Consider the following 23,689-nt stretch of genomic DNA (forward strand, 5'->3'; position numbering starts at 1 on the left):
GCTGGATGTCCTAGCGCTGGGCGGGCCGGCCGCCGTCCTCGCCGTACGGCGGCTGGTTCCGGCCGCCGTGGCCGCTGGGGCCGCCCTGGCCGCCCTGGCCCTCGTAACCGTCGTAGCCGCCGTAGCCGCCCTGCTCGCCGTAGCCGGCCTGGCCGCCCTGGTGGCCGCCGTAGCCGGGCTGGGGGGGCTGGGGGGTCTGGGGGGTCTGGTAGCCGGGCTGGGGGGTCTGCGCGCCGTAGCCGGGCTGGTTTCCGTAGCCGTGGGCCGCCTGGCCGTTGTAGTCCGTCTGGCCGTGGTAGCCCGCCTGGCCGGCGTAGCCGCCCTGCTGGGCGTATCCGGACTGGTCGCCGTACGCGCCCTGGTCGCCGTAGCCGCCCTGCCCGGCGTACCCACCCTGACCGGCGTAACCGCCCTGGTCGCCGTACCCGCTCTGCCCGGCGTGGCCCCCCTGGCCCGCGTGGCCCCCCTGGCCCGCGTAGCCCCCCTGGTCGCCGTAGCCGCTCTGGTTGCCGTACGCGCCCTGGTTGCCGTAGCCGCCCTGGTTGCCGTAGCCGGGGTGGCCGCCCTGACCGGCGTAGCCGTCCTGGGCGTCGTAGCCGCCCTGGTCCGGCCGGCCTCCGTGAGCGTTCCGGCCGTCCTGGTGGCCCTGGCCGCCGGGCTGCTCGCCGTAGGCCGCCTGGCCGGGGCCGGGCTGGGCGCCGGGGGCGTCCTGGCCGGCGGGGGCCGCCGGGTCGACGGGGGCCGCGTCCCGGGCGGCGGCGGCCTTCTTCGACTGGGAGCGGGCCTTGAGGTACTCGATCACGATCGGGACGACCGAGAGGAGCACGATGCCGATGAGGATCGCCTCGATGTGCTCGTGCACGAAGTCGATCTTGCCGAGGGAGGCGCCCAGCAGGGTCACGCCGGCGCCCCAGAGCACGCCGCCGATGATGTTGAAGGTGATGAACGAGCGGTAGTTCATCCGGCTGACGCCGGCGATGATCGGCGTGAAGGTGCGGATGATCGGCACGAAGCGGGCCAGGATCAGCGACTTCGGGCCGTGCTTCTCGAAGAACTCGTGCGCCTTCTCGACGTTCTCCTGCTTGAACAGCTTGGAGTCGGGGCGCCGGAAGAGCGCCGGGCCGACTTTCCGTCCGAAGAGGTAACCCACCTGGTCGCCGATGATCGCCGCGGCGACGATCAGCGTGCAGACCAGCCAGAGGGGCGTGTCGAGCTTGCCGGTGGTGACCAGGAGACCGGTCGTGAAGAGCAGCGAGTCACCGGGCAGGAAGAACCCGATGAGCAGGCCGGACTCGGCGAAGACGATGACGAGGACACCGATCAGGCCGAAGGTCTGGATCAGGTAGTCCGGATCCAACCAGCTCGGTCCGAGGGCAAGCGTGTTCACGGTTCCGGGCTCCTGCGGGTGGTGTGGGGGGCATGTCGGGAGGGGGACATGCCGACGGCGCGCCCCAAGCTATCAACGTGACGGGGGGTGCCCCGGTTCCACCTGGACGCCACGGGATTGCGGAGCGGCCCGGGCGCCCCGACCCTGGGTGATCAGGAGGTGAGTGCCGATGGGCATCGAGGAGTACGGAGGCGGTCAGGGACCGCACCCCGACGTACTGGTCGTGACGACGAACGACGTCCCCGGATACGAGGTACGCCAGGTGATCGGCGAGGTCTTCGGACTGACGGTCCGGTCCCGCCATCTGGGCAGCCAGATCGGCGCCGGTCTGAAGTCGATGATCGGCGGCGAGCTGAAGGGGCTGACGAAGACCCTGGTGGAGACCCGGAACCAGGCGATGGAACGCCTGGTGGAGCAGGCCAGGGCACGCGGCGCCAACGCCGTGCTGATGTTCCGCTTCGACGTGACCGAGGCGGCGGATGTCGGTACCGAGGTCTGCGCGTACGGCACGGCCGTGGTCATCGCGCCCCGCGCCTGAGCCCCGGCTCGCCGGGCCACGGGCCCGGAAGGGCCGGAAGGACTGGAAGTCCCGGAAGGACTGGAAGTCCCGGAAGGGCCGGAAGTCCCGGCCTTTCGAAGTGTTATGGGGCATTTGCTCACTTATGGTGGGGCGGTGGCCACCGATCATGACGCGACCGCCCCCGCCGAAGCCCCGGTACGAGTCCTGCTCCCGCAGGTGCTGCCCGCCCTCGTGGTGGGCGTCGGATCGGCCCTGCTGTTCCTCGGCGTCAGCGAGGCCGCCGAGGGACTGCAGGCGGTGCTCTGGGAGACCCTGCCCGACACCCTGGACATCGGCCGGTACTCCTCGCTGTGGATGATCAGCGTCCTGACCGCCACCGGCGTCGCCGTCGGACTGGTCGTCTGGAAGGTGCCCGGGCACGCCGGACCCGACCCGGCCTCCGAAGGGCTCGGCGGGCCGCCGCTGCCACCGGTGGTCGTCCCCGGTCTGCTCCTGGCCAGCGCCCTCGCCCTCGCGGGCGGGGTCAGCCTCGGCCCCGAGCAGCCCACGATCGCCTCCGCGATCGCCCTGGCCGCCTGGCTGGGCCTGAAGGCCGCGCCGAACGTACCGGGCGCCTTCTGGGGCTCCCTCGCCGTCGCCGGCACCTTCGGCGCCCTCTTCGGCACCCCCGTCGCCGCCGCCCTGGTCATCTCCGAGGCGCTCGTCGGGAAGCCCGGCCGCGGCTCGCTGTGGGACCGGCTCTTCGCCCCGCTCGTCGCCGCCGGGGCCGGCGCCATGACCACCCAGCTCCTCTCGGACCCCAGCTTCGCGATGGGCCTGCCGCCGCTGACCGACCCCGGCTGGGAGGACCTCCTCGCCGCGCTCGTCGTGGCCACCCTCGGCGCCGTCTTCGGCCTCCTCGGCTGCTACGCCTTCCCCCACCTCCACCGGGCCTTCGGCCGGCTGCGGCACCCCATGCTGATGCTGCCCCTCGGCGGTCTCGTCCTGGGCCTGCTGGGCGCTCTCGGCGGCCACCTGACCCTCTTCAAGGGGCTCCACGAGACCGAGGAGCTCGTCGAGTCCATCGGGGTGTACTCCTCCGGCGAGCTGGCCCGGCTGGCCGTCGTGAAGCTCGCCGCCCTCCTGGTGGCCGCCGCCTGCGGCTTCCGCGGCGGCCGGGTCTTCCCCGCGGTCTTCATCGGCGCCGCCCTCGGCCTCGTCGCCCAGGCCCTCGTCCCGGAGATCCATCCGGCGGTCGCGGTCTCCTCCGCCGTGCTCGGCGTCCTCCTCGCGACCACCCGCCAGGGGTGGGTGAGCCTCTTCATCGCCGCCGTCCTCGCCGCCTCCCCCGCCATGCTCACGCTGCTCTGCCTGGCCACCCTGCCCGCCTGGCTGGTCGTCACCGGCCGCCCGCAGCTCGAACTCGACCACCAGGGCAACGCCCTCCGCTGACCCCTCCCGGCCCCTCCCGACTCCGCCCCACTCCGCCCGCCACCGCCCGCCGCAGAAGGAGCCCCCGATGGCCCCCCTCCACAAGGGATCCGACGACCCCGACTCCGCGCCGTTCCGCCGGCTCGCCCTCAACCCCTTCTACGGCGAGGCCGACCCGGTCGGCGGGATGACGGAGGCCCCGCCCCGCCACCGGATGCCGGAGCGGCCGCTGCCGCCGTCCAGCGCCTACCAGCTGGTCCACGACGAGCTGATGCTGGACGGGAACTCCCGGCTCAACCTCGCCACCTTCGTCACCACCTGGATGGAACCCCAGGCCGGTGTCCTCATGGCCGAGTGCCGCGACAAGAACATGATCGACAAGGACGAGTACCCGCGCACCGCCGAACTCGAACGCCGCTGCGTCGCCATGCTCGCCGACCTCTGGCACGCCCCCGACCCGAGCGCCGCCGTCGGCTGCTCCACCACCGGCTCCAGCGAGGCGTGCATGCTCGCCGGCATGGCCCTCAAACGGCGCTGGGCGCAACGGAACGCCGACCGGTACCCGGCCACCGCCCGCCCCAACCTGGTGATGGGCGTCAACGTGCAGGTCTGCTGGGAGAAGTTCTGCACCTTCTGGGAGGTCGAACCCCGGCTCGTCCCGATGGAGGGCGACCGCTACCACCTTGACGCCGCCTCCGCCGCCGCCCTGTGCGACGAGAACACGATCGGCGTGGTCGCCGTCCTCGGCTCCACCTTCGACGGCTCCTACGAGCCCGTCGCCGACATCTGCGCCGCCCTCGACGACCTCCAGGCCCGCACCGGCCTCGACATCCCCGTGCACGTCGACGGCGCCTCCGGCGCCATGGTCGCCCCCTTCCTCGACGAGGACCTGGTCTGGGACTTCCGCCTCCCCCGGGTCTCCTCGATCAACACCTCCGGCCACAAGTACGGACTCGTCTACCCGGGCGTCGGCTGGGCCCTCTGGCGCAGCGCCGAGGAACTCCCCGAGGAGCTGGTCTTCCGGGTCAACTACCTCGGCGGCGACATGCCGACCTTCGCCCTCAACTTCTCCCGCCCCGGCGCCCAGGTCGTCGCCCAGTACTACACCTTCCTCCGGCTCGGCCGGGAGGGCTACCGGGCCGTCCAGCAGACCAGCAGGGACGTCGCCCGGGGCCTCGCCGAACGCATCGAGGCCATGGGCGACTTCCGTCTCCTCACCCGCGGCGACCAGCTGCCCGTCTTCGCCTTCACCACCGCCCCCGACATCACCTCCTACGACGTCTTCGACGTCTCCCGCCGGCTCCGCGAGAACGGCTGGCTCGTCCCCGCCTACACCTTCCCCGCCCACCGCGAGGACCTGTCCGTCCTGCGGATCGTCTGCCGCAACGGCTTCTCCGCCGACCTCGCGACCCTCCTCGTCGAGGACCTGAAGCGGCTGCTGCCCGAACTGCGCAGCCAGCCCCGCCCCTTCACCCACGACAAGGGCGCCGCGACCGCCTTCCACCACTGAACCGGGCGCGCCCTACGGAACCCCCACCGAGGCGTCGTCGCCGCACGCCAGCAGGAACGCGGACCAGCGGACCCCGTCCCGCGTCAGCTCGTACCGGCAGCGCGCGTCCTCCCGGAGCAGGCCGGCGCCGGTCCTGCGGACGTATGAGGTGCCGTCGTCCAGCTCCCGGAACGTCCGGCCGCCGTCCAGGCTGAGGTACCCGGAGAGCTCGGCGCCGAGCTCCACCCGGCCGTCCGGCCCCGGCACCGGCACCCCGCGCAGCGAGCGCGGCTCCGCCTCGGCGCCCGTCGTCCACACCCGCTGCCAGGTCCTGCCGCCGTCGCGGGAGCGGTGGAGCGCCCGCAGCGGGTTCTTCACCGGCTCGCCGCCCTTCAGCTCGCCCAGCTCCGCCGCGTACACGGCGTCCGGCCCCACCACGACCGAGAGGTACCAGCCGGGCGCCTCGGTCGGGCTCGGCGGCCGGCTCAGCGACCAGCTCCGGCCCGCGTCCCGGGAGACCGCGACCGCCGCCCGTCCGGTCCGCGGCTCCACGCCCGACACCCACCAGGACCCGTCCGGCTCCACCACGTCCGCCGGTCTCGGGTGCGCGCCCAGCGGCGGCTGCGTCACCAGGACCCGCCGCCGCCCGTCCCGCGGCGAGACCACGACCAGCCGCTCCCGCTCGCACAGCTCCGCCACCGTCCGCGGGTCCGCGGCGCACTCGGTGGTGAGCGCCGCCCCCTCGGGTATCTCCGGGATCCGCCCGGCCGCCCGCCGGTCGACGCTCCGCCAGCTCCGCGCGCCGTCCGCGGTGAACCAGTCCCGCGGCGGCTCCTCCCCGCCCCCGTCCTCGACCAGTGCCCGCCCCGGTCCGAGCACCCGCAGCCGCGCCGACACCCCCGCGTCGCCCCGTAGTTCGGGCAGCGGCGAGGTGCCGAGCCGCCATCGCTCCGCGCCCCGGTCGAGCACGGCGATGTGCTGCCGGCAGAAGCCGTTCTCCCGCCGGGCCGGGTCGCCGACGCACTCCGCGAGGAGCGCGAAGCCGCTCCCGTCGGCCGTGAGCCCCACGTCGGCCGCCCAGCCGGGCAGCCCGGCGCCGTCACCGATCTTCGGCGGGGCGCCGAACCCGCTCTCCTCGACGGGCTTCCCGCCCGCGCGCGGCGGCTCGGCCCCGCCCGTGCAGGCGGCCAGCAGCCAGGCGAGCAGCAGTGCCACGAGCGCGCGGAGCGGAGCCGGCGCCCGGGAAACGGGAACGCGCATCGGACTTCCCCCTGTCCCTCGGGCGGTTCGCGGTGAACCGTCTGCTTCTGGTACACCGCGAACCGGCTTCGGGTTCCCACCCGGGAGGAAGTTCTTTCAGCCGCGCCGACGGAACCGGCCCGGAGCGGCCGGGGAGACCCGACCCGTTCCGGACGGACGGTCTCAGAAGGGGAACCGGCTGCGCCCGTGCTGGATCGAGATCCACTTCCGGGTGGTGAACACCTCGATCATCGCGTCGCCGTTGAGCCGCCCGACGCCCGAGTGCTTCTCGCCGCCGAAGGGCACGATCGGCTCGTCGTGCACGGTGCCGTCGTTGATGTGGATCATGCCGGTGTGGATCCGCTTCGCCACCCGGACGCCCCGCTCGACGTCGGCGGTGTGGACGGCGCCGCTGAGCCCGTACGGGGTGTCGTTGGCGATCCGTACGGCCTCGTCCTCGCCGTCGAACGGGAGGATCAGGGCGACCGGGCCGAAGATCTCCTGGGCGAGGACGGGGGCGTCGGCGGGGATGTCGGTCAGCACGGACGGCGAGACGACGTTGCCCTCGACGGTGCCGTGCAGGAGGGCGGTGGCGCCGGCGGCGACGGCCTGCTCGACGGCCCCGGCGACCGACTCGGCCTGCTGGGAGTTGATGAGCGGGCCGATGTGGGTGCCGGGGTCGGCCGGGTCGCCGACCCGGAGGGTCTTCACCTTGGCCACGAACTTCTCGGTGAACTCGGCCTCCACCCGCCGGTCGACCAGGACGCGGTTGGCGGCCATGCACACCTGGCCCTGGTGGACGAAGCGGCTGAAGACGGCGGCGTCCACCGCGTAGTCGATGTCGGCGTCGTCGAGGACGATCAGGGCGCTGTTGCCGCCGAGTTCGAGGATGGCGTGCTTGAAGTTCTGCGCGCAGACGGTGGCCACGTGGCGGCCGACCCGGTCGGAGCCGGTGAAGGAGATGACCTTGGGCACGGGGTGGGTCAGCAGCGCGTCGCCGATCTCGGCGATGTCGGTGACGACGACGTTGAGCAGCCCGGCGGGGAGGCCCGCGTCCTCCATGATCTTCGCGACCAGCGTGCCGCCGCAGACCGGGGTGTTCTGGTGCGGCTTGAGGACGACCGCGTTGCCGAGCGCGAGGGCGGGCGCCACCGACTTGAGGGAGAGGAGGAAGGGGAAGTTGAAGGGGGAGATGACGCCGACGACGCCGACCGGGAGGCGGTAGACGCGGTTCTCCTTGCCGTCCACCGGGGACGGCAGGATGCTCCCCTCGGGACGGAGCGCCAGCTGGACCGCCTCGCGCAGGAACTCCTTGGCGAGGTGGATCTCGAAGGCGGCCTTCAGGCGGGTGCCGCCGAGCTCGGCGACGATCGTCCCGGCTATCTCGTCCTCGCGGTCCTCGACGATCCGCAGGGCGCGTTCGAGGACGTGCCGGCGGGCGTACGGGCTGGTCTCCGCCCAGGCGGCCTGCGCGCGCTCGGCGGCGCGGTAGGCGCGGTCCACCTCACCGGCCGTGGCCACCGTGATCGAGGCGAGCTTCTCCCCGGTGTACGGGTTGAAGTCGATGATGTCCCAGGAGCCGCTGCCCGGCTTCCACTCGCCGTCGATGAACTGGTGGGCCAGGTCGGTGAAGTGCGACATGGACGGAGTACCCCTCTGCCGGCTGCCGGTCTTCGGGCGCGCGCGGACGCCTGATCGCCGGGGCTACTGATGCGCCGTCATCGTACTGATGTCTCAGGAGAGTTGAAGGAGTCCTCGGAGAAGATCGCGGCTTTCCGCCGGATCGGGGCTGTCCTTCGCGAGTTTCTCCATTACGGCGCCGTACTGGGAGACCTCCTCGCGCTTGTCGAGGTAGAGGGCGCCGGTGAGCTGCTCCAGGTAGACGACGTCGGCGAGGTCGGACTCGGGGAAGCTGAGCATGGTGAAGGAGCCGCTCTCGCCGGCGTGCCCGCCGAAGCTGAAGGGCATGACCTGGAGGGTGACCCCGGGATGCTCGGAGACCTCGATGAGGTGCTTGATCTGCCCGCGCATCACGGCCCGGTCGCCGTACGGGCGGCGGAGCGCGGCCTCGTCGAGGACGACGTGGAAGTGCGGGGCGCGCTCGGAGACGAGGACCTTCTGGCGTTCGAGGCGGAGGGCGACGCGGCGGTCGATCTCGGCCTGCGAGGCGCCGGGCATGCCCCGCACGACGACCGCGTGGGCGTACTCCTCGGTCTGCAACAGGCCGTGCACGAACTGCACTTCGTAGACGCGGAGGAGGGAGGCGGCGGCCTCCAGGCCGATGTACGTCTGGAACCAGCCCGGCAGGACGTCGCCGAAACTGTGCCACCAGCCGGCGAGGTTGGCCTCGCGGGCGAGCCCCAGGAGCGCGCCGCGCTCGGTCTCCTCGGTGACTCCGTAGAGAGTGAGCAGATCCTCTATGTCCCTGGCCTTGAAGCTCACCCTTCCCAACTCCATGCGGCTGATCTTGGATTCGGAGGCGCGGATCGAGTAGCCGGCGGCCTCGCGGGTGATGCCCCTCGATTCGCGCAGGCGCCTCAGCTGGGAGCCCAGCAGGATGCGCCGGACGACGCTCCCGCCCGCTCCGTTCATTTCGCCTGCGGTCACGGCTCCAGCCTTCCCTTCACGGTGACGAGCCCCCGTCGAGCCCCGGATTCTGCCACCAAACGCTTCAGCGCGTACACATCTGGTTACGGAAGGGGAGGCAGAGGGGTGAGATCCGGACGAGGGCCGGACCCCTCCGCGTCAAGAAGATTTCCACAGATTCGCCACAGGCTCGGACAGGTCCGGCATCCGAGGGCCGCGTGCACGTGCATCTGCCCTTGCATCCCGTCGGCGCATTCGGAACCATGGACCCCGCGCAGCCGCGTACTCGTTCGCGTTGTCGTGTTGTCGCAATGTTTCGCACTGTTTGCACCGTTGTCGCACCACCGCCGCGATTCCCGGGAGTGCCTCGCATGGGGACGAATGGATCGACCGTGCTCGAGCAGCCTTTACGGCAGGGCCTCCCGCCGATCGATCCCGGCGCCGTCTCCACCTCCGCCTCCTGCGCCCTGCCCGCCCGGTACGACGCCGTCCGCGGGGCCCGGAAGTTCACCAGCGCGACGCTGGACAGCTGGAATCTCGGCGACCGCTTCGACGACGTGGCCCTCGTGGTCTCCGAACTCGTCACCAACGCGCTGCGGCACGGCGTCCCCGACGGCGACCGCTCCGAGGACCCGCAGGCGCCGCCGGTGCGGCTGCACCTGATGCGCTGGGCGTCCCGCCTGGTGTGCGCGGTGCGCGACCCCAGCCGGGAGAGCCCGGAGGCGCGCGGCGGTGAGGAGGACTTCTCCGCCGAGTCGGGCCGGGGCCTGTTCCTGGTCGAGTCGTTCAGCGACAGCTGGGGCTGGCACCCGCTGGCCGGACGACTCCAGGGCAAGGTCGTGTGGGCGCTCTTCCGGGTGGGCCCGGAAGAGGAGTAGGACACGGGCAAGGGTGAAGGCCCCGGCGGTGGACCGCCGGGGCCTTCGCCGTTTCCCGTTCTCACGCGCGCGTGCGGGACGAGCGCGGCTCAGACGAGGTGGTCGAACTCCCCGTCCTTGACGCCGAGCAGCAGCGCCTCGATCTCGGCCGGCGTGTAGACGAGCGCGGGCCCGTCCGGGTGGCGGGAGTTGCGGACGGCAACGTTTCCCCCGGGCAGTTTGGCGAACTCGACGCAGGAGCCCTGGGAGTTGCTGTGCCTGCTCTTCTGCCAGACGACACCCCGCAGCTCCGTGGCCGCCATGCCGTTGTACGCGTGGTGCGCGTGATGCACTGGAGCTCCCCGAGTTGCTTGGTACAGGTGTCAACTTCCCCGGATCATAGCTTCGTTCATATGCCGATGCATGAGCAGATGCACGTGCACGAGGCGTGGTGTAGTCGCTACGCGACTCAGTGTGCGAGGGGGTGCCCGCGCACGGCGAAGCCCCCGCGATCTTCCCATCCGGGTGGACGGGAGCACGGGGGCGGTGGTTCCCGTCAGAGGCGGGGCAGCTCGGAGAGGAGCCGGTCCGCGCGGTCGTACAGGCGGACGGCCATCGGGGACTGGTCGGGCGTCACGGCGTACCAGACCCCCCAGCCGGGGCGGCCCGCGAGTTCGAGGAGGGCCGCTGTCGTGGTCCGGCCCTTCGCGTCCACGAGGTCGACCCGGCCCGCGTCCCGGGTCCCGAAGTAGAGGCCGGAGCGGAAGGTGCCCTCGCCCTGGAAGCTGACGCCGGGGGACCGCAGGTCGATGTTCCCGTCGGTGACGGAGCGGAACTGCTCCATGCCGCCCTCCTCGCCCTCCCCGCCCTTCCAGTACTTGCCCCGCGCCGTGAGCCACACCGTCCACCCGGGCGCGGCGGCCACCCGCTCCCCCGCCGCCACGGTCCGCACCGGGGTGGGGATCCGCGGGGTGGTGGCGGAGGTCCTGGGGGCCTGGGACCCGGACGGGCCGGAGGGGGTGGACGGGGTGGAGGTGACGTGGGAGGCGGGAGTGGTGGGAGTGGTGGGAGGGGCGGGAGTGGTGGGAGTGGAGGGGGAGGCCGGGGAGGTCGGGGAGGAGGCTCCGGTGGTGGTCAGGACCGGCGGGGCGGCGAGCCCCGCTGCGGGGTGCGGGTCGCCGGTCAGGGCCGTACCGGCGGCGACGGCGGCCGAGACGCCGAGGACGGCGAGGACGGAGAGGGCGACGGTACGGCGCCGGCGCCGGGCGCGGCCCGCGCGGACGACCGCCGCGACGGGCGCGGGCCCCGGGGTCACGTCGTGGGCGGCGCGGGCGAACTCGGCGCGCAGCAGGTCGTCCCACGCCTCGGCGGCGTCGGGCCCGGCGTCGGGGGCGGGCGTCATGGGCGGGCTCCGTAGGGGGTGCGGAGGGGAGGGCCGGGCAGCGGCGGTGCGCCGGAGGCGAGCCGGGGGTGGGCGCGCAGGGCGGCGAGGCCGCGGCGGGCGTGGGTCTTCACGGTGCCGAGCGAGCACTGGAGGACGTCGGCGATCTCGTGCTCGGTCAGATCGTCCCAGTACCGCAGGACCATCACCGTGCGCTGACGCACGCTCAGGTCGGCTAACGCGGCCAGCAGAACGGCCCGTTCCTCGACGTGCTCGGCGTGCCCGGCGTCCCGCTGCCGGGCGGGTTCCGGCAGCACCGGCACGAGGAGGTGGGCGACCCGGCGGCGGCGCAGGCGGCTGATGTTGTTGTTGACGAGGGCCCGGCGCACATAGAGGTCGATCTCCTCGCGCGGGACCTTGTGCCAGCGCCCGTACACCTTGGCCAGCGTCGTCTGCACCAGGTCCTCGGCCTCGTGGAAGTCGCCGGTGAGCAGCTGGGCCGTGCGGACGAGCCGGGGCCAGGCGGCCGAGGCGAAGTCGGCGAAGTCGGCGTCGGGCTCGGAAGCCTGTCCGGAAGCCTGTCCGGGAGCCGGTCCGGGCTCGGATGCCGGTCCGGGAGCCGGTGAGTGGGTCACGGTGGCGGACCTCGCGTTCGGGAGGTGGTGCGGCGGGGCCCGCCCCGTGCCGGGCCCCGCCGAGCGTGGTGGACGGCCCGTCAGAAGTCCAGGGCGGGCAGCTCGACGAGGAGCCGGCCGTTCCGGGCGTAGAAGGAGACGGAGACGTCGTGGCCGGTCGGCGCGGTGTGGGCGTACCAGACGCCCCAGTCAGGCCGGCCGGGCAGCTGGAGCAGGGTCGCGCGGGTGACGCGGCCCTCGGAGTCCGTCACCTCGACCCGCCCGGGGCGGACCGGGCCGCCGTAGATCCCCGAGTGGAAGGTGCCCTCGCCCTGGTGGCTGAGGGCCGGCCTGGTCAGGTCGAGGTTGCCGTCGACGACGCTGCGGAACTGCTCGAAGCCGTCCGGGCCGGTCCAGTGCTTGCCCTGGCGGGTGAGCCAGACCGTGTAGCCGCCGCCGGCGTCGACGCGCTCGCCGGAGCGGACGGTCCGCACGGCGGACGAGTGGGACGGGAGGGACGAGGCGGCGGCGGTGGTCGTGGTGACGGTCGCGGTGGTGGCGGCGGATGGGGAGGGGGCGGCTGCGGCCGGGGTGGCGAGGGCGGCGGCGGCCACCGCCGCCGTGACGGCGGCGCCCGCGGCGAGCAGGTGCTTCTTCATGGGTTCGCTCCTGGTTCCGTACGGTCTTCCACCCTTCTCAACTCCGCCCGCACCGGCGCCGGATGACACCCCGGCGGAAGATTTCCGGGAAACCGTGCGGGCGGACCGTCGCCTCAGGCGTCGGCGAGGGCGGCCGAGAGTTCGTCCAGGGCGGCCAGGAGCAGCCGGGCCGCCTTCCGCAGCAGCGGGTCGGTGACCTCCGCGTCCCAGGCGCCGACGGTCTCCCGCAGGTCGTCCCAGGCCGGGGCCCTCCGCTCGCGGACCGCTTTCGCGCCCCGCTCGGTCGCCTCGCGCAGCGCCTCCGCGAGACCCGCCGCGGCGGGGAGCGGCGGGGCGCCGCGCTCGGGGAGGTGGGCCTCCAGGAGCATCGCGGCCCGCCCGAACTCGGCGAGCGCGTGGCCCGCGCCCTCGGCCGCCGCGTGCGAGAGCCCCCGGTGCCGTACCGGCTCGTGGCCCGCCCTGCCCAGGGCGTCGTGCCAGGCCACGCGGGCGGCGCGGGCGGCGAGCAGCGCCTCGCGCACATCGGGGCTGCCCGGTCCCGCGGGGTCGGCGTACCGGGCGGCGACGGCCGCCGCGTACCGCCCGGAGGTGGTGAGCCAGTCGGCGAGCCGGCCGCGCAGCCGGGGCGTCTCCCAGGCGGGGTAGAGGGCGTAGCCGAGCATCGCGAGGAGCCCGCCGAGGAGGGTGAGCAGGACGCGGTCCCGGACGGTCTGGCCCACCCCTGAGCCCTCCATGCCGAGGAGGAAGACGACGTACGCGGCGACGCAGACCTGGCTGACCGCGTACCCCGTCCGCATCAGCAGGTACATGCCGAAGGCGCAGAGGACGGCGAGACCGGCGGAGAGGTACGTCCCCGGGTGCGCGGTCCGTACGACGGCGGTGGCGAGCGCGACGCCGACGAGCGTGCCGCCGAAGCGCGCCACCGAGCGGGCGTACGTCTGCGAGAAGTCCGGGCGCATCACCATCACCGAGGCCATCGGCGCCCAGTACCCGTGCCCGAACGGCAGGACCAGGCCCAGCAGGTAGCCGGCGGCGGTGACCCCGGAGACCCGGAGCGCGTGCCGCAGGATGGCCGAACCCGGCCGCACCTCGGCCCGCATCCGCGCGAGGACGAACGGCGCGAGGCGGAGGAGGGTGGGGCGGGTGCGGGGGGTGGGGGTGGAGGTGGGAGTGGGGGTGGCAGGGCCGGTACGCGCCTCCCCCGGGCTCGTACGCACCTCCCCCGGGCTCGTCTCCGTGCGTGGCTCCGCCGTCTCGACGACGTCGCCGAGGAGGGCGGCGAGGCGGCGGGCGGCGCGGTGGGCGCGGTCGCCGAGGATCGTGCCGGTGTCCGGGGTGCGGAGGGCGGCGACGGCGGCCGGGGTGGACCGCACCGGCTCGCCGTGCCGGATGGCGTGCGCGGCGGCGTCGAGGATCTCGCCCGCCGCGGCCAGCAGTTCGCGGACCCGGTCGCGCTGCGGGCCCTCGGCCGGTACGCCGACGGCCGGGTCGGCGAGCGAGGCGAGGACCGGCCGGATCCGCTCGGCGAGCCGCCGGGGCCCGTGCAGTTCGGCGGGCCGGCGGCGGGCCTGGCGCGGGGTGACGGCGGCGGCGCTGCGGGCCGTCATGAGCGGGACCGGGTCGAAGGGGGCGACCGGGTCGTGGCGCAGCCGGCGGGCGTAGTCCGCCTCCGCCGCGAGCGCGTCCGCGAGGGCGTCGCGCTGGGCGCCCCAGGGCCGCACCGGGAGCAGCACGATCAGCGCGGCCTGGACCACCCCGCCCGCGAAGATCATGGCGGCGTGCCCGGCCGCGGTCGCGACGGAGGTCGGCAGGGTGACCGTGACCAGCATGATCGCCACGTTGGAGGAGGCGATGATTCCGGCCGTGGGCCCGGCCGCCCAGGCGAGCCCGGAGAGGAAGGTCCACAGCAGGAGGAGGGCGAGGAAGAGGACCGTGTGGGAACCGGTCAGATACCCGAGGAAGGTGGAGACGGCGAGGCTGCCGCCGGAGGCGAGGGCGAGGGTGGGCCGGGGCCGCCAGGACCGCTGGAAGGTCGCGATGGCGGCCTGGAACGCGCCGAACGCGGACGAGACGGCGACCGCGGGCCCGAAGACGGCCAGCGAGAAGCCCATGACGAGCGCGAGTCCGAGGGCGCCCCGGGCGGCGATGACCGGGGCGAGCCGCCGCCGCTCGACGGTGAGGCCCGAGCGCGCGGTCTCCCTCAGCGCCCGGAGCCAGCTCATGGACCGAGCGTAGCGACGATCACCCCGTAACCCGACATTTCACCCCACGGGCCCTGGACCCATTTCGCCCTACGCTCCCAGCCCCGCTTCACCCCACGGCCCTGGCCTCTTCTTCCCGCTTCTCAGGCCCTAGCCGCGGGCGCGGCGGTCCAGGCGGGCCCGGTCGGGGGCGAGGGTGGCGGTCTCGGCGGCGGTGGCGCCGTGGTTCCAGCCGTCCTCGTCCCACATGGCGCGCACCCGGGTGGCCCGCGTCTCCGGGAAGAGCTCGTCGGTGCGGGCCGCCACGGCGACCTCGCGGGAGGCGAGGACCGGGAGCAGGTTCGGGGCCTCGGCGGCCACCCGCCGGGAGGTCGCCTCCAGGCGGGCGCCGAGCCGGTTGGCGTACGCGAGCAGGAAGGACTGCCGGAAGGACTTGGTGCGCTTGCGGCCGCCCTTGCGCTGCTCCGCCTCCGCGCGGGTCATCGCCGCCGTTCCCTGCACGAGCAGCGAGGTGTACAGCAGCTCGACCGGGTCGAGGTCGGCCTCGAAGCCGACGACCGTCGAGAAGCCGTACGTCTCGTTCCACACGGCCCGGCAGTGGTTCGCGGTCGCCACCGCGTCGAGCAGGATCGCCTTCGCCTGCTCGTACGGCGGCTCCACCCCGATCCGGATCGCGCCCGGTGTCCGCGGCGACGGCGCCCCGGCCGCGAGCCCCGCCTCGTCGAGGCTGTGCCGGGCCATCAGCTCCTGCGCCTTCGCTGTGAGCGCCTCCGCCTCCTCCGGGTAGCCGGTGGCCTCCGCCTTGGCGAGCAGCGCGCGGATCCGGGTGAGCATCCGCGGCTCCCCGGCCGCCGCCGGCGGCAGCGTGTCGCCCGGTACGGGTCCCACCGCGTCGAGCCGGGGCAGCCGGACCAGCAGCCGGTACAGCTCGATGACGGCGGTCGCGGTCGAGAAGCGGTCGGCGGGCCCGGCCGCCGCCCCCTCGTCGAGGCCGTCGATCTGTTCGCGCCAGCGCCGGGGCAGCGTGGCGTACCGCGCCGTCTCGGCCCGCACCAGGCCGCCGAGCAGCCGCAGATGGTCCTCCGCCAGCTCGCGGCGGACCGTCCGCGCCAGGTCGGCGGGCTGCCAGCCGCGCTCCCACAGCGTGCGGACGAACTCCTCGCCGCGCCGCGCGAGAGCGGCGTCGGCGGCCGGGTCGGCGGCGAGCAGGGAGGCCGCCGTGTCGAGGGAGCCGTCGTCGCGGGTGTGCAGCGACTCCCGCAGCGCCCGCTCGACGGTGGACTCCCGTGCCTCCTCCTGCATGACCGTGACCGTTCCCTTCCGTACCTCGTGCCCGGCTCCTTCCCCGATGGTCTCAGCCCGCCGAAGGTATGCCTGGCCCTACCCCTGGACGCCCGGCAGACGGCGTGACCCGGGACCCGACGGAACGGTTCGCTGGAGCCATGACCAGCAGCCTTGCTTCCGCCATCGCCACGGTCGGGCCCGCCCCCGCCCCCGGCCCCGCCCCCGCCCCCGCCCTCCGGCTCCGGGGGCTCGTCCGGCGGCACGGGGAGGTCCGGGCCCTCGACGGCGTGGACCTCGACGTCGCCGCGGGGACCTTCACGGCCGTCATGGGCCCCTCCGGCTCCGGGAAGTCGACGCTGCTGCGCTGTGCCGCCGGGCTCGACCGCCCGGACGCGGGCAGCGTCGAGGTGGCGGGCACGGCCCTGGAAGGGCTGAGCGAGCGGCGGCTCACGCTGCTGCGGCGGGACCGGATCGGTTTCGTCTTCCAGTCCTTCAACCTGCTGCCGACGCTGACGGCCGCGCAGAACGTGGCCCTCCCGCTCCGGCTCGCCGGCCGCCGTCCCGGGCGCGGCGAGGTCCGGGCGGCGCTCGCCCGGGTCGGGCTCGCCGGACGCGAGCGGCACCGGCCCGGCGAGCTCTCCGGCGGCCAGTGCCAGCGGGTCGCCCTCGCCCGGGCGCTGATCACCGCCCCCGCCGTCCTCTTCGGCGACGAGCCGACCGGCGCGCTCGACTCCACGACCGGCGCGGAGGTGATGGACCTGCTCCGCGCCCTCGTGGACGAGGAGGCCCGCACGCTCGTCATGGTCACCCACGACCCGCTCGCCGCGGCCCGCGCGGACCGTGTCGTCTTCCTGGTCGACGGCCGCCTCGCGGATGAGCTCACCGCGCCGACGGCGGCCGAGGTCGCGGCCCGGCTGACGGAACTGCGCCCGGCGGCCGACGGGGGCGCGCGGAGCGGAGGCACGCCGCACGGAGGCACGAACCACGGACGCACGCCGCACGGGGGCACGCCGAACGGAGGCCCACCGACCGGAAGCGCGCGGAGCGGAGGCACGCCGCACGGAGGCGCACCGACCGGAAGCGCGCAGACCGGAAGCGCGCAGACCGGAAACACCCAGAGCGGAAACGCGCAGACCGGGGGTGCGGCGTGCTGAGCGTCGTCGTGAGCGGGCTGCGGGGGCGGTGGGCGTCGTTCCTGGGCGGGTTCCTCGCGCTCGTGCTCGGGGTGGGGCTGCTCACGGCCACCGGGCTCGGGCTCGCCGCCGCGCTCGACCCGCCGGCCCGCGCGCCCGAGCGGTTCGCGTCCTCGCCCGTCGTCGTCCTCGGCCAGGACCGGCTGACCGTGGAGGTCCGGCGCGGGCCCGGGACCGCCCTCGTCTCCCGGCCGCTCGACCGTCCACAGCCTGTGGACACCGCCGTGCTGCGCGAACTCCGCGACCGGTGGACCCTGACGGAGAACCCGGCGGACGTCCGGCACCCCGACGCCGTCGGACTCGACGCCCCCGCCGAACAGGTCCGTGCCCTCGTCGGCGACCGGGCGCGGGTGCTCACCGGCGCCGAGCGCCGCCGCGCCGACCCGGGCCACGAGCGGGACGGCCACGAACTCACCGGGCTGAACGCCCTCCTCGGCACCGCGGGCGGCGTCGCCGCCTTCGTCTCCGTCTTCGTCGTCGCCTCCGTCTTCGCGTTCTCCGTGGCGCTGCGCCGCCGCGAGTTCGGGCTGCTCCGCACCGCCGGGGCCACCCCCGGCCAGGTCCGCCGGCTGCTGCTCGCCGAGGCGACCGTGCTCGGCGTCACCGCGTCCGCGGCGGGCTGCGCGCTCGGCGGCCTGGCCGCGCCGCCGATGTCCAGGGCCCTCGTGGACCGGACGCTCGCGCCCGAGTGGTTCGCCCACGCCGTCGGCGGGAGCGCCGGATGGCCGTACCACCTGGCCTTCTGGACGGGGCTCTGCGTCGCCCTCGCGGGCGCGGCCGCCGCCGCCCACCGCGCCGGGCGGACCGGCCCGGTGGACGCGCTGCGCGAGGCCGACGTCGACCGGGACGTGCTGCCGCCGGGCCGGGCGCTGCTCGGCGCCGGACTGCTGGCGGCGGGCATCGGGTTGCTGGTCTGGACGTACGCCACCGAGCCGGAGGCGCTGCTCAAGCGGAAGACGTACACGACCCTGCCGATGCTCCTGACCGGCGGCGCGGCCCTGCTCGCCCCGCTGCTCGCGCGGCCGGTGGCCCGGCTGCTTCCGGTCCCCCGGGGCGGGGCCGTCGGGCTGCTGGTCCGGGAGAACGGCTCCGCCGCCGTGCGCCGTACCGCCGCCGTCGCGGCGCCGGTCCTGGTGACCGTGGCACTGGCGGGGACGCTCTTCGGCGCCTCGGAGAGCGTGGCGCTCGCGAAGGAGACGGAGGCGCGGGAGCGGACGGCGGCGGCGTACGTGGTGGAGGGGCCGGGGCTGCGGATCCCGCCCCGTACGGCCGGCGGCGCGGTGGTCGCCGCCTCCGGGCCGACCTCCCTCTTCGTACGGGACGGGGCCGAGGCGGTCGTGAAGTATCAGGCGCGGGCCGTCACCGACCCGGCGGCCTTCGCGGCCCTCGCCCGGCTCCCCGTGGTCGCGGGGGACCTGCGGAGGCTGGACGACCGGTCGATCGTGGTGAACGAGGAGTTCGAGCGGCGGCGGGTCGGCGAGGAGGTGGAGGTGTGGCGGGCCGACGGCAGCGGTCCGGTACGGCTCCGGGTCGCGGCCGTCCTCGCGCGCGGGACCGGCGACAACGGGCCGTACGTCACCCGCGCCCAGGCGCCCGGCTCCGTACCGGACCGGCTGGAGTCGGACCGGCTGCTGCCTGCGGAGGCGGCGGCGGACGGCGCTGGTGCCGGTGCCGGTGCCGGTGCCGCACCGGCCGCCCGGAACGAGGCCGCGGCGACGGGCCTGCGGCTGGTCCTCGCCCTGGTGCTCCTCTACACGGTGATCGCCCTGGCGAGCACGTTGCTCATGGCCACGTCGGTGCGCGGCCCGGAGCTGGCCTCGCTGCGGCTGGCCGGCGCCACCCGCGCGCAGGCCCTGCGGGCGGTGACGGGCGAGGCGGTCCTCGCGGTCGCCATCGGCACCGTCCTCGGGCTCGGCGTGACGGCCGCCGTCCTCGGCGCGCTCGGCGCGGGTCTCGCCGCGCTCTCCGCACCGGTCGTCCTGGCCGTGCCGTGGGCCCAGACGGGCGCGGCGGCCGGGGTCTGCGCGGTGGTCGCCGTCGCCGCGTCGGCCCTCCCCGCGTGGCGGCTCACCCGCTGACCGGCGATGGTGGGACAGGGCGGTGGCCGGGGTCGGAGCCGGGCCACCGCCCCTCGCGCCGACGCGCCGCCACAGCCGAGCGGCCCCATGCCCCACCCGTACGCGCCGTCCGGAGCCGGGACCGGGGCCACCGCCCCGCCCGCACCCACCGGCCGGAGCCGGAGCCGCCCCTCCCGTACGCGTCGGCCACGGCCGGAACCGGGCCAGCGCGCCACCCGTACACGCCGACCGGAGCCAGGACCGGGGCCGCCGCCCCGCCCGCACCCACCGGCCGGAGCCGGGGCCACCCCTCCCGTACGCGTCGGCCGCGGCCGGGACCGGGCCACCCGTACACGCCGGCCGGAGCCAGGACCGGAGCCGCCCCACGGCCCCTCCCGTACCCGCCGGCCGAGGTCCCCACCGGGCCACCGCCCCACCCATACGCGCCTGCCGGAGCCGGAGCCGCCCCACCGCCCACCCGCACGCGCCGGCCAGGGTCCACGCCGACCCGCCGCCCCCTCCGTCCCCTCGCCGCCGCAGGCCGGCCGGCGGGTCACGGCAGGAGGACGAGCTTGCCTCGGACGTGGCCCGTCTCGCTCAGGTCCTGGGCGCGGGCCGCCTCCTTGAGGGGGAACGTGTCGGCGAGGCGCAGCCTCAGCGTGCCCGCGACGACGCCCGCCGCCTGCTCCGTCAGCCACTCCCGTACGCGGGAGAAGTCCTCCTCCGGGAGGCTGTACGGGATCCCGTACGCGGCCGCGTCCGTGGCGGCGATCGTCGCGATCCGCCCCTTGTCGGCCACGCCCTCGCCGCCCATCAGCTCGATGGCGACCGGCAGCACGCCGTGCCCCGCCGCGTCGAAGACCGCGTCGACCCCCTCCGGGGCAGCGGCCCGCACCCGGTCGGCGAGACCGTCGCCGTACTCGACCGGGATCGCGCCGAGCCCGCGCAGGTACGCGTGGTTGGACGCCGACGCCGAGCCGACGACCGTGACGCCGGCGGCGACCGCGAGCTGGACGGCGATGGTGCCCACGATCCCGGCCGCTCCGTGCAGGAAGAGCGTCTCGCCCTCCCGTACGCCGAGCCGCGCCAGGACCCGCGCCGCGGTCTCCCCGGCGATCGGGAGGCCCACCGCGTCCTCCCAGGAGAGCCCGGCCGGCTTCGGCAGCAGCCGGTGCCCCACGGCGTATCCGGCGTAGGCGCCGGTCCTCGACCAGCCGAACACCTCGTCGCCGACGGCGAGTCCGGTGACGCCCTCGCCGAGCGCGTCGACCGTGCCGGCCACCTCGATCCCCGGCACGGCGGGGAACGTCGTCGGGAAGAACTCCTCCAGCAGGCCCCGGCGCACCTTCCAGTCCATCGGGTTGACCCCGGCCGCCGCCACCCGCAGCCGGACCTCGCCGGGCCCCGGCTCCGGAACCTCGGCGCCGGTCACGTGCCGCAGCACCTCGGACCCGCCGAACTCCTCGAACACGATCGCTTCCATCGACTCCACTGAGCCCACCGCGTCCACCGACTCCACCGACTTCACCGCGTCCACCGTCGTCATGTCGCCCTCCGTATCAGCGCGTTCGACGCCCCGAGCCCGGGGCGTCCGCTTCTCGACACGATCAAGCGTGCGCCGGGCCGCCCCTCTCCCCCGCCCGCCTTCCGGCCAGTACCACCTGTCTGAAAGACCAGCCACCGGCCGCCCCGCGCCGCCTAGGCTGGCCGTCATGGACCCGCTGACGCTGACCACCGCGTACGAGATCCTCAGCCGGCCGCTCGACGGCATCCTCGCGCAGCTCTCCGCCACGCTCGCGCCGGTCGTCCCGCACACCGGCGCCGCCGAACTCTCCACGCACTGCGCGCACTCGCCGTTCAAGACGGCCGGAGAGACGCGCGGGCTCACCGGCACCGAGCTGGCGCCGCTGCTCGCCGCCGGCGTGCCCGGCGAGCCCTGGCAGGGGACGGCGCGGCTCGGCGGCCGGGACCGCGCGGTCCTCGCGGTGACCAGCGGTGCCACCGCCCGTCACTCGCTGCTCGTCCTGCTGCGGGAGGACGGCGCCGCCCCGGCCGGACCGGACGAACTGACCCTGGTCCAGGCGCTGTGGGACCTGGTGACCAGCCACCTCGACCGGTTCGCGGTCGAGGCGATGCCCGGGGCGCTGGCCCGCTCCCGTACCGCCGCCGACACCCGCGCCCGGGTCGGCGCCGAACTGGCCACCGCCCATGCCGCCGCCCTCTCCGGGCTCCTCTCGGTGCTCCGCAGCGGCAGCCTGGACGACACCGCGGCCCGGGCCGCCGCCACCGAACTCGCCGCCGCCGCGCTCCTGGAGGTGCGGGCCGCGCGGCGGCAGGACCGGGCGATCGCCGAGGAACCGGCCGGCGACGCCTTCCGCCGGCTGGCCGAACAGCTCCGGCCGATGCTCCGGCACAGCCCGGTCCGGCTCGAACTCGGGCCGCCCGACGCCGGCCGCTCGCTCCCCGCGGACGTGGCGCACGCCGCCCGGGCCATCGTCCGGGCGCTGCTCCTCATCGTCCTGGAGCAGGACGGCCTGAGCCGCGTCCACGTCGGCTGGCAGCTGGCCGAGGACGAACTGCGGGCGGCCGTCCGCGACGACGGGCCCGGCGTGATCGGCGCCTGCGAGATCGGTGCGGGGACCGTACGGGACCGGCTGGACGTCCTCGGCGGGCGGCTGGAGATCGAGACCGTGCCGCACTGGGGCACCACCATGACGGCCGTGCTGCCGCTGGCCGCGCCGGACGCCCCGGCCGGGCCCGCGCACCCGCTGACGAGCCTGGGCGAGCGGGAGATCGAGGTCCTGCGCCACCTGGCGCTGGGCCACCGCAACCGGCGCATCTCCGAGGAGCTGCACATCAGCGAGTCCACGGTGAAGTTCCACGTGGCGAACATCCTCGGCAAGCTCGGCGTCGGCTCCCGCGGCGAAGCGGCGGCCCTCTTCCACGCGGCGGCGTAGCGAACGGCACGAGACGCACGCGACGGAAACCCGGGCCGGAGGGCCAGGGGCCCGACGCCCCACGCCCCCCGCCCCCCGATCCACGCCCCCCCGCCCCACGTCCGGGATGTCGCGATCCGACGCTGTCAGTGCCGGATGTCAGACTCGCACCCATGAGCGAGAGGTGGGCGCTGGCCCCTGAGCCGGAGGGGGAGGGCGCGGTCCTCGTCCCCCTCGGGCCGGACGGCGTGCCCGCCGGGCCGGTGCGCCGCGAGCCCGACCTGGTCGCGGCCGTCCGGGCCCGGCCCGAGGTGGCGCGCTGGGTGTGGCGGTCGACCGCCGAGGTGTACCCGCGGCTGCTCGCCGCCGGCGTCCGCGTCGAGCGGTGCTACGACGTCGAGGACGCCGAGCAGCTGCTCCTCGGCCACGAGGGCCGGCTCGGCGAGCCCCGCTCGGCCGCCGCCGCGTGGGCCCGGCTGCGGAACGCCCCGGTGCCCCCCGACCCGCCGCAGCGCACCGCCGAGCCCGGCTCGCAGGACTCCCTCTTCGAGCCGAGACCCGTCGCCTCCGTCCCCTTCGACGGCCTGCTCGCGGTCTACGTGGACCAGCAGCGCCGGCACGACCGGGCCGAACACCCGGGCCGGATGCGGCTGCTGACCGCCGCCGAGTCGGCCGGGATGCTGGTGGCCGCCGAGATGCACCGGGCTGGCCTGCCCTGGCGGGCCGACGTGCACCGGGAGCTGCTGCACGAGCTGCTGGGCGAGCGGTACGCGGGCGGGGGCGAGCCGCGCCGCCTCGCCGAGCTCACGGACGAGGTGTCGGCCGCCTTCGGCCGCCGGGTCCGGCCCGATCTGCCCGCCGACGTGGTGAAGGCGTTCGCCCAGGCCGGCATCCGGCTGCGGTCCACCCGCCGCTGGGAGCTGGAGGAGATCGACCACCCGGCGGTGGAGCCGCTCATCGCCTACAAGAAGCTGTACCGGATCTGGACCGCGCACGGCTGGTCCTGGCTGGCGGACTGGGTGCGCGACGGCCGGTTCCGGCCGGAGTACCTGCCCGGCGGCACGGTCAGCGGACGGTGGACGACCAACGGCGGCGGGGCGCTCCAGATCCCGAAGGTCATCCGGCGCGCGGTCGTCGCCGACGAGGGCTGGCGCCTCGTGGTGGCGGACGCCGACCAGATGGAGCCGCGGGTGCTCGCCGCGATCTCCCGCGACCCGGGCCTGATGGAGGTCGCCGGGCATCCCGACGACCTGTACACCCGCCTGTCCGACCGGGCGTTCTCGGGCGACCGCGACCACGCGAAGATCGCCCTGCTCGGCGCGATCTACGGCCAGACCAGCGGCGACGGCCTGAAGAACCTGGCGGCGCTGCGCCGCCGCTTCCCCCGCGCGGTCGCCTACGTCGACGAGGCGGCGAAGGCCGGCGAGGAGGGCCGGCTCGTCCGCACCTGGCTCGGCCGGACCAGCCCGAAGGCGGTCGGCGCGGGCGACGACGGCGAGGCGGGCCTCCCCCAGGAGGGCGCCGAACAGGCCGTCGCGGAAGAGGGGTTCACCCCCGGCTACGCCTCCGGCAACGCGCGGGCGCGCGGCCGTTTCACCCGCAACTTCGTCGTCCAGGGCAGCGCCGCCGACTGGGCCCTGCTGATGCTGGCGGCGCTGCGGCGCACCCTGTCGACGGCGGGGATGCGGGCCGAGCTGGTCTTCTTCCAGCACGACGAGGTGATCGTGCACTGCCCCGCGCGGGAGGCGGAGGCGGTGACGGCGGCGATCCGGGCGGCCGGGGACGAGGCGGGCCGGATCGCCTTCGGCGACACCCCGGTCCGCTTCCCGTTCACGACGGCGACGGTGGAGCGGTACGCGGACGCCAAGTAGCCGCC

The 23,689-nt window shown here is 75.2% G+C and carries 19 protein-coding genes; 8 read left to right on the plus strand and 11 right to left on the minus strand.

The window, feature by feature from the left end:
* Positions 1 to 10: 10 nt before the first annotated feature.
* Complete coding sequence (locus ACIGHB_RS08140) at positions 11 to 1,387, minus strand: VTT domain-containing protein (RefSeq protein ID WP_399910593.1); 1,377 nt, start codon at positions 1,385 to 1,387, stop codon at positions 11 to 13.
* Between the two features lie 169 nt (positions 1,388 to 1,556).
* On the opposite strand from ACIGHB_RS08140, the gene ACIGHB_RS08145 reads away from it, so the two are divergent.
* From ACIGHB_RS08145 to ACIGHB_RS08155, 3 genes are all read left to right on the plus strand, one after another.
* Positions 1,557 to 1,925 (plus strand): YbjQ family protein, encoded by a 369-nt coding sequence (locus ACIGHB_RS08145; protein ID WP_189980198.1) that lies wholly within the window; start codon positions 1,557 to 1,559, stop codon positions 1,923 to 1,925.
* A gap of 135 nt (positions 1,926 to 2,060) precedes the next feature.
* Complete coding sequence (locus ACIGHB_RS08150) at positions 2,061 to 3,338, plus strand: ion channel protein (RefSeq protein ID WP_360314725.1); 1,278 nt, start codon at positions 2,061 to 2,063, stop codon at positions 3,336 to 3,338.
* 67 nt (positions 3,339 to 3,405) lie between these two features.
* Complete coding sequence (locus ACIGHB_RS08155; protein ID WP_360314723.1) at positions 3,406 to 4,827, plus strand: glutamate decarboxylase; 1,422 nt, start codon at positions 3,406 to 3,408, stop codon at positions 4,825 to 4,827.
* Between the two features lie 12 nt (positions 4,828 to 4,839).
* Here ACIGHB_RS08155 and ACIGHB_RS08160 read toward each other — a convergent pair whose 3' ends face one another.
* From ACIGHB_RS08160 to ACIGHB_RS08170, 3 genes are all read right to left on the minus strand, one after another.
* Positions 4,840 to 6,066 (minus strand): WD40/YVTN/BNR-like repeat-containing protein, encoded by a 1,227-nt coding sequence (locus tag ACIGHB_RS08160; protein ID WP_399910597.1) that lies wholly within the window; start codon positions 6,064 to 6,066, stop codon positions 4,840 to 4,842.
* Between the two features lie 162 nt (positions 6,067 to 6,228).
* Positions 6,229 to 7,686, minus strand: a complete 1,458-nt coding sequence (locus tag ACIGHB_RS08165) for an aldehyde dehydrogenase family protein (protein WP_399910600.1) — start codon at positions 7,684 to 7,686, stop codon at positions 6,229 to 6,231.
* Between the two features lie 93 nt (positions 7,687 to 7,779).
* Positions 7,780 to 8,652 (minus strand): helix-turn-helix domain-containing protein, encoded by an 873-nt coding sequence (locus tag ACIGHB_RS08170; protein ID WP_399910603.1) that lies wholly within the window; start codon positions 8,650 to 8,652, stop codon positions 7,780 to 7,782.
* A gap of 350 nt (positions 8,653 to 9,002) precedes the next feature.
* Here ACIGHB_RS08170 and ACIGHB_RS08175 point away from each other — a divergent pair, with 350 nt between their 5' ends.
* The gene (locus ACIGHB_RS08175; RefSeq protein WP_360314717.1) at positions 9,003 to 9,509 is read left to right on the plus strand and encodes an ATP-binding protein; all 507 of its coding nucleotides are present in this window, start codon (positions 9,003 to 9,005) and stop codon (positions 9,507 to 9,509) included.
* A gap of 89 nt (positions 9,510 to 9,598) precedes the next feature.
* Here ACIGHB_RS08175 and ACIGHB_RS08180 read toward each other — a convergent pair whose 3' ends face one another.
* The 6 genes from ACIGHB_RS08180 to ACIGHB_RS08205 form a co-directional block, all read right to left on the minus strand.
* Complete coding sequence (locus ACIGHB_RS08180; RefSeq protein ID WP_030219358.1) at positions 9,599 to 9,811, minus strand: DUF397 domain-containing protein; 213 nt, start codon at positions 9,809 to 9,811, stop codon at positions 9,599 to 9,601.
* A gap of 233 nt (positions 9,812 to 10,044) precedes the next feature.
* Positions 10,045 to 10,890 carry a hypothetical protein gene (locus ACIGHB_RS08185; RefSeq protein ID WP_399910606.1) on the minus strand — a complete coding sequence of 282 codons (846 nt, stop codon included), beginning with the start codon at positions 10,888 to 10,890 and terminating at the stop codon, positions 10,045 to 10,047.
* Positions 10,887 to 11,504 (minus strand): SigE family RNA polymerase sigma factor, encoded by a 618-nt coding sequence (locus ACIGHB_RS08190; RefSeq protein ID WP_399910609.1) that lies wholly within the window; start codon positions 11,502 to 11,504, stop codon positions 10,887 to 10,889. The genes ACIGHB_RS08185 and ACIGHB_RS08190 overlap by 4 nt, the downstream gene beginning before the upstream one ends.
* Before the next feature lie 80 nt (positions 11,505 to 11,584).
* Positions 11,585 to 12,142, minus strand: coding sequence for a hypothetical protein (locus ACIGHB_RS08195; protein ID WP_399910612.1), 558 nt, complete (start codon positions 12,140 to 12,142; stop codon positions 11,585 to 11,587).
* A gap of 113 nt (positions 12,143 to 12,255) precedes the next feature.
* Positions 12,256 to 14,364 carry an FUSC family protein gene (locus ACIGHB_RS08200; RefSeq protein ID WP_399910614.1) on the minus strand — a complete coding sequence of 703 codons (2,109 nt, stop codon included), beginning with the start codon at positions 14,362 to 14,364 and terminating at the stop codon, positions 12,256 to 12,258.
* A 129-nt stretch (positions 14,365 to 14,493) separates the two neighbouring features.
* Positions 14,494 to 15,645 (minus strand): DUF2786 domain-containing protein, encoded by a 1,152-nt coding sequence (locus ACIGHB_RS08205; protein ID WP_399910616.1) that lies wholly within the window; start codon positions 15,643 to 15,645, stop codon positions 14,494 to 14,496.
* A gap of 140 nt (positions 15,646 to 15,785) precedes the next feature.
* On the opposite strand from ACIGHB_RS08205, the gene ACIGHB_RS08210 reads away from it, so the two are divergent.
* On the plus strand, positions 15,786 to 16,781 hold the full coding sequence (locus tag ACIGHB_RS08210; protein ID WP_399910619.1) for an ATP-binding cassette domain-containing protein: 996 nt from the start codon (positions 15,786 to 15,788) through the stop codon (positions 16,779 to 16,781).
* Positions 16,775 to 18,898 carry an FtsX-like permease family protein gene (locus tag ACIGHB_RS08215; RefSeq protein WP_399910623.1) on the plus strand — a complete coding sequence of 708 codons (2,124 nt, stop codon included), beginning with the start codon at positions 16,775 to 16,777 and terminating at the stop codon, positions 18,896 to 18,898. Before ACIGHB_RS08210 ends, ACIGHB_RS08215 begins: the two co-directional genes overlap by 7 nt.
* 532 nt (positions 18,899 to 19,430) lie before the next feature.
* On the opposite strand, the gene ACIGHB_RS08220 is transcribed toward ACIGHB_RS08215, so the two are convergent.
* Entirely contained in the window at positions 19,431 to 20,360 is a 930-nt protein-coding gene (locus tag ACIGHB_RS08220) for an NADP-dependent oxidoreductase (RefSeq protein ID WP_360314767.1), read from the minus strand.
* A 229-nt stretch (positions 20,361 to 20,589) separates the two neighbouring features.
* Here ACIGHB_RS08220 and ACIGHB_RS08225 point away from each other — a divergent pair, with 229 nt between their 5' ends.
* Positions 20,590 to 21,834 (plus strand): LuxR C-terminal-related transcriptional regulator, encoded by a 1,245-nt coding sequence (locus ACIGHB_RS08225; protein ID WP_360314702.1) that lies wholly within the window; start codon positions 20,590 to 20,592, stop codon positions 21,832 to 21,834.
* 152 nt (positions 21,835 to 21,986) lie between these two features.
* A complete protein-coding gene (locus tag ACIGHB_RS08230; RefSeq protein ID WP_399910627.1) occupies positions 21,987 to 23,684 on the plus strand; it encodes a bifunctional 3'-5' exonuclease/DNA polymerase in 1,698 nt (565 codons plus the stop codon).
* Positions 23,685 to 23,689 lie beyond the last annotated feature (5 nt).

This window comes from Streptomyces sp. NPDC085460 (genome assembly GCF_044541975.1).
Classification (GTDB): domain Bacteria; phylum Actinomycetota; class Actinomycetes; order Streptomycetales; family Streptomycetaceae; genus Streptomyces.

Bases quoted from the DNA above. Each gene is read 5' to 3' on its own strand.
- ACIGHB_RS08145 (WP_189980198.1), top strand. From the start codon at position 1,557: ATGGGCATCGAGGAGTACGGAGGCGGTCAGGGACCGCACCCCGACGTA.
- ACIGHB_RS08155 (WP_360314723.1), top strand. From the start codon at position 3,406: ATGGCCCCCCTCCACAAGGGATCCGACGACCCCGACTCCGCGCCGTTC.
- ACIGHB_RS08160 (WP_399910597.1), bottom strand. From the start codon at position 6,066: ATGCGCGTTCCCGTTTCCCGGGCGCCGGCTCCGCTCCGCGCGCTCGTG.
- ACIGHB_RS08165 (WP_399910600.1), bottom strand. From the start codon at position 7,686: ATGTCGCACTTCACCGACCTGGCCCACCAGTTCATCGACGGCGAGTGG.
- ACIGHB_RS08175 (WP_360314717.1), top strand. From the start codon at position 9,003: ATGGGGACGAATGGATCGACCGTGCTCGAGCAGCCTTTACGGCAGGGC.
- ACIGHB_RS08180 (WP_030219358.1), bottom strand. From the start codon at position 9,811: ATGGCGGCCACGGAGCTGCGGGGTGTCGTCTGGCAGAAGAGCAGGCAC.
- ACIGHB_RS08185 (WP_399910606.1), bottom strand. From the start codon at position 10,890: ATGACGCCCGCCCCCGACGCCGGGCCCGACGCCGCCGAGGCGTGGGAC.
- ACIGHB_RS08195 (WP_399910612.1), bottom strand. From the start codon at position 12,142: ATGAAGAAGCACCTGCTCGCCGCGGGCGCCGCCGTCACGGCGGCGGTG.
- ACIGHB_RS08200 (WP_399910614.1), bottom strand. From the start codon at position 14,364: ATGAGCTGGCTCCGGGCGCTGAGGGAGACCGCGCGCTCGGGCCTCACC.
- ACIGHB_RS08205 (WP_399910616.1), bottom strand. From the start codon at position 15,645: ATGCAGGAGGAGGCACGGGAGTCCACCGTCGAGCGGGCGCTGCGGGAG.
- ACIGHB_RS08210 (WP_399910619.1), top strand. From the start codon at position 15,786: ATGACCAGCAGCCTTGCTTCCGCCATCGCCACGGTCGGGCCCGCCCCC.
- ACIGHB_RS08220 (WP_360314767.1), bottom strand. From the start codon at position 20,360: ATGGAAGCGATCGTGTTCGAGGAGTTCGGCGGGTCCGAGGTGCTGCGG.
- ACIGHB_RS08225 (WP_360314702.1), top strand. From the start codon at position 20,590: ATGGACCCGCTGACGCTGACCACCGCGTACGAGATCCTCAGCCGGCCG.
- ACIGHB_RS08230 (WP_399910627.1), top strand. From the start codon at position 21,987: ATGAGCGAGAGGTGGGCGCTGGCCCCTGAGCCGGAGGGGGAGGGCGCG.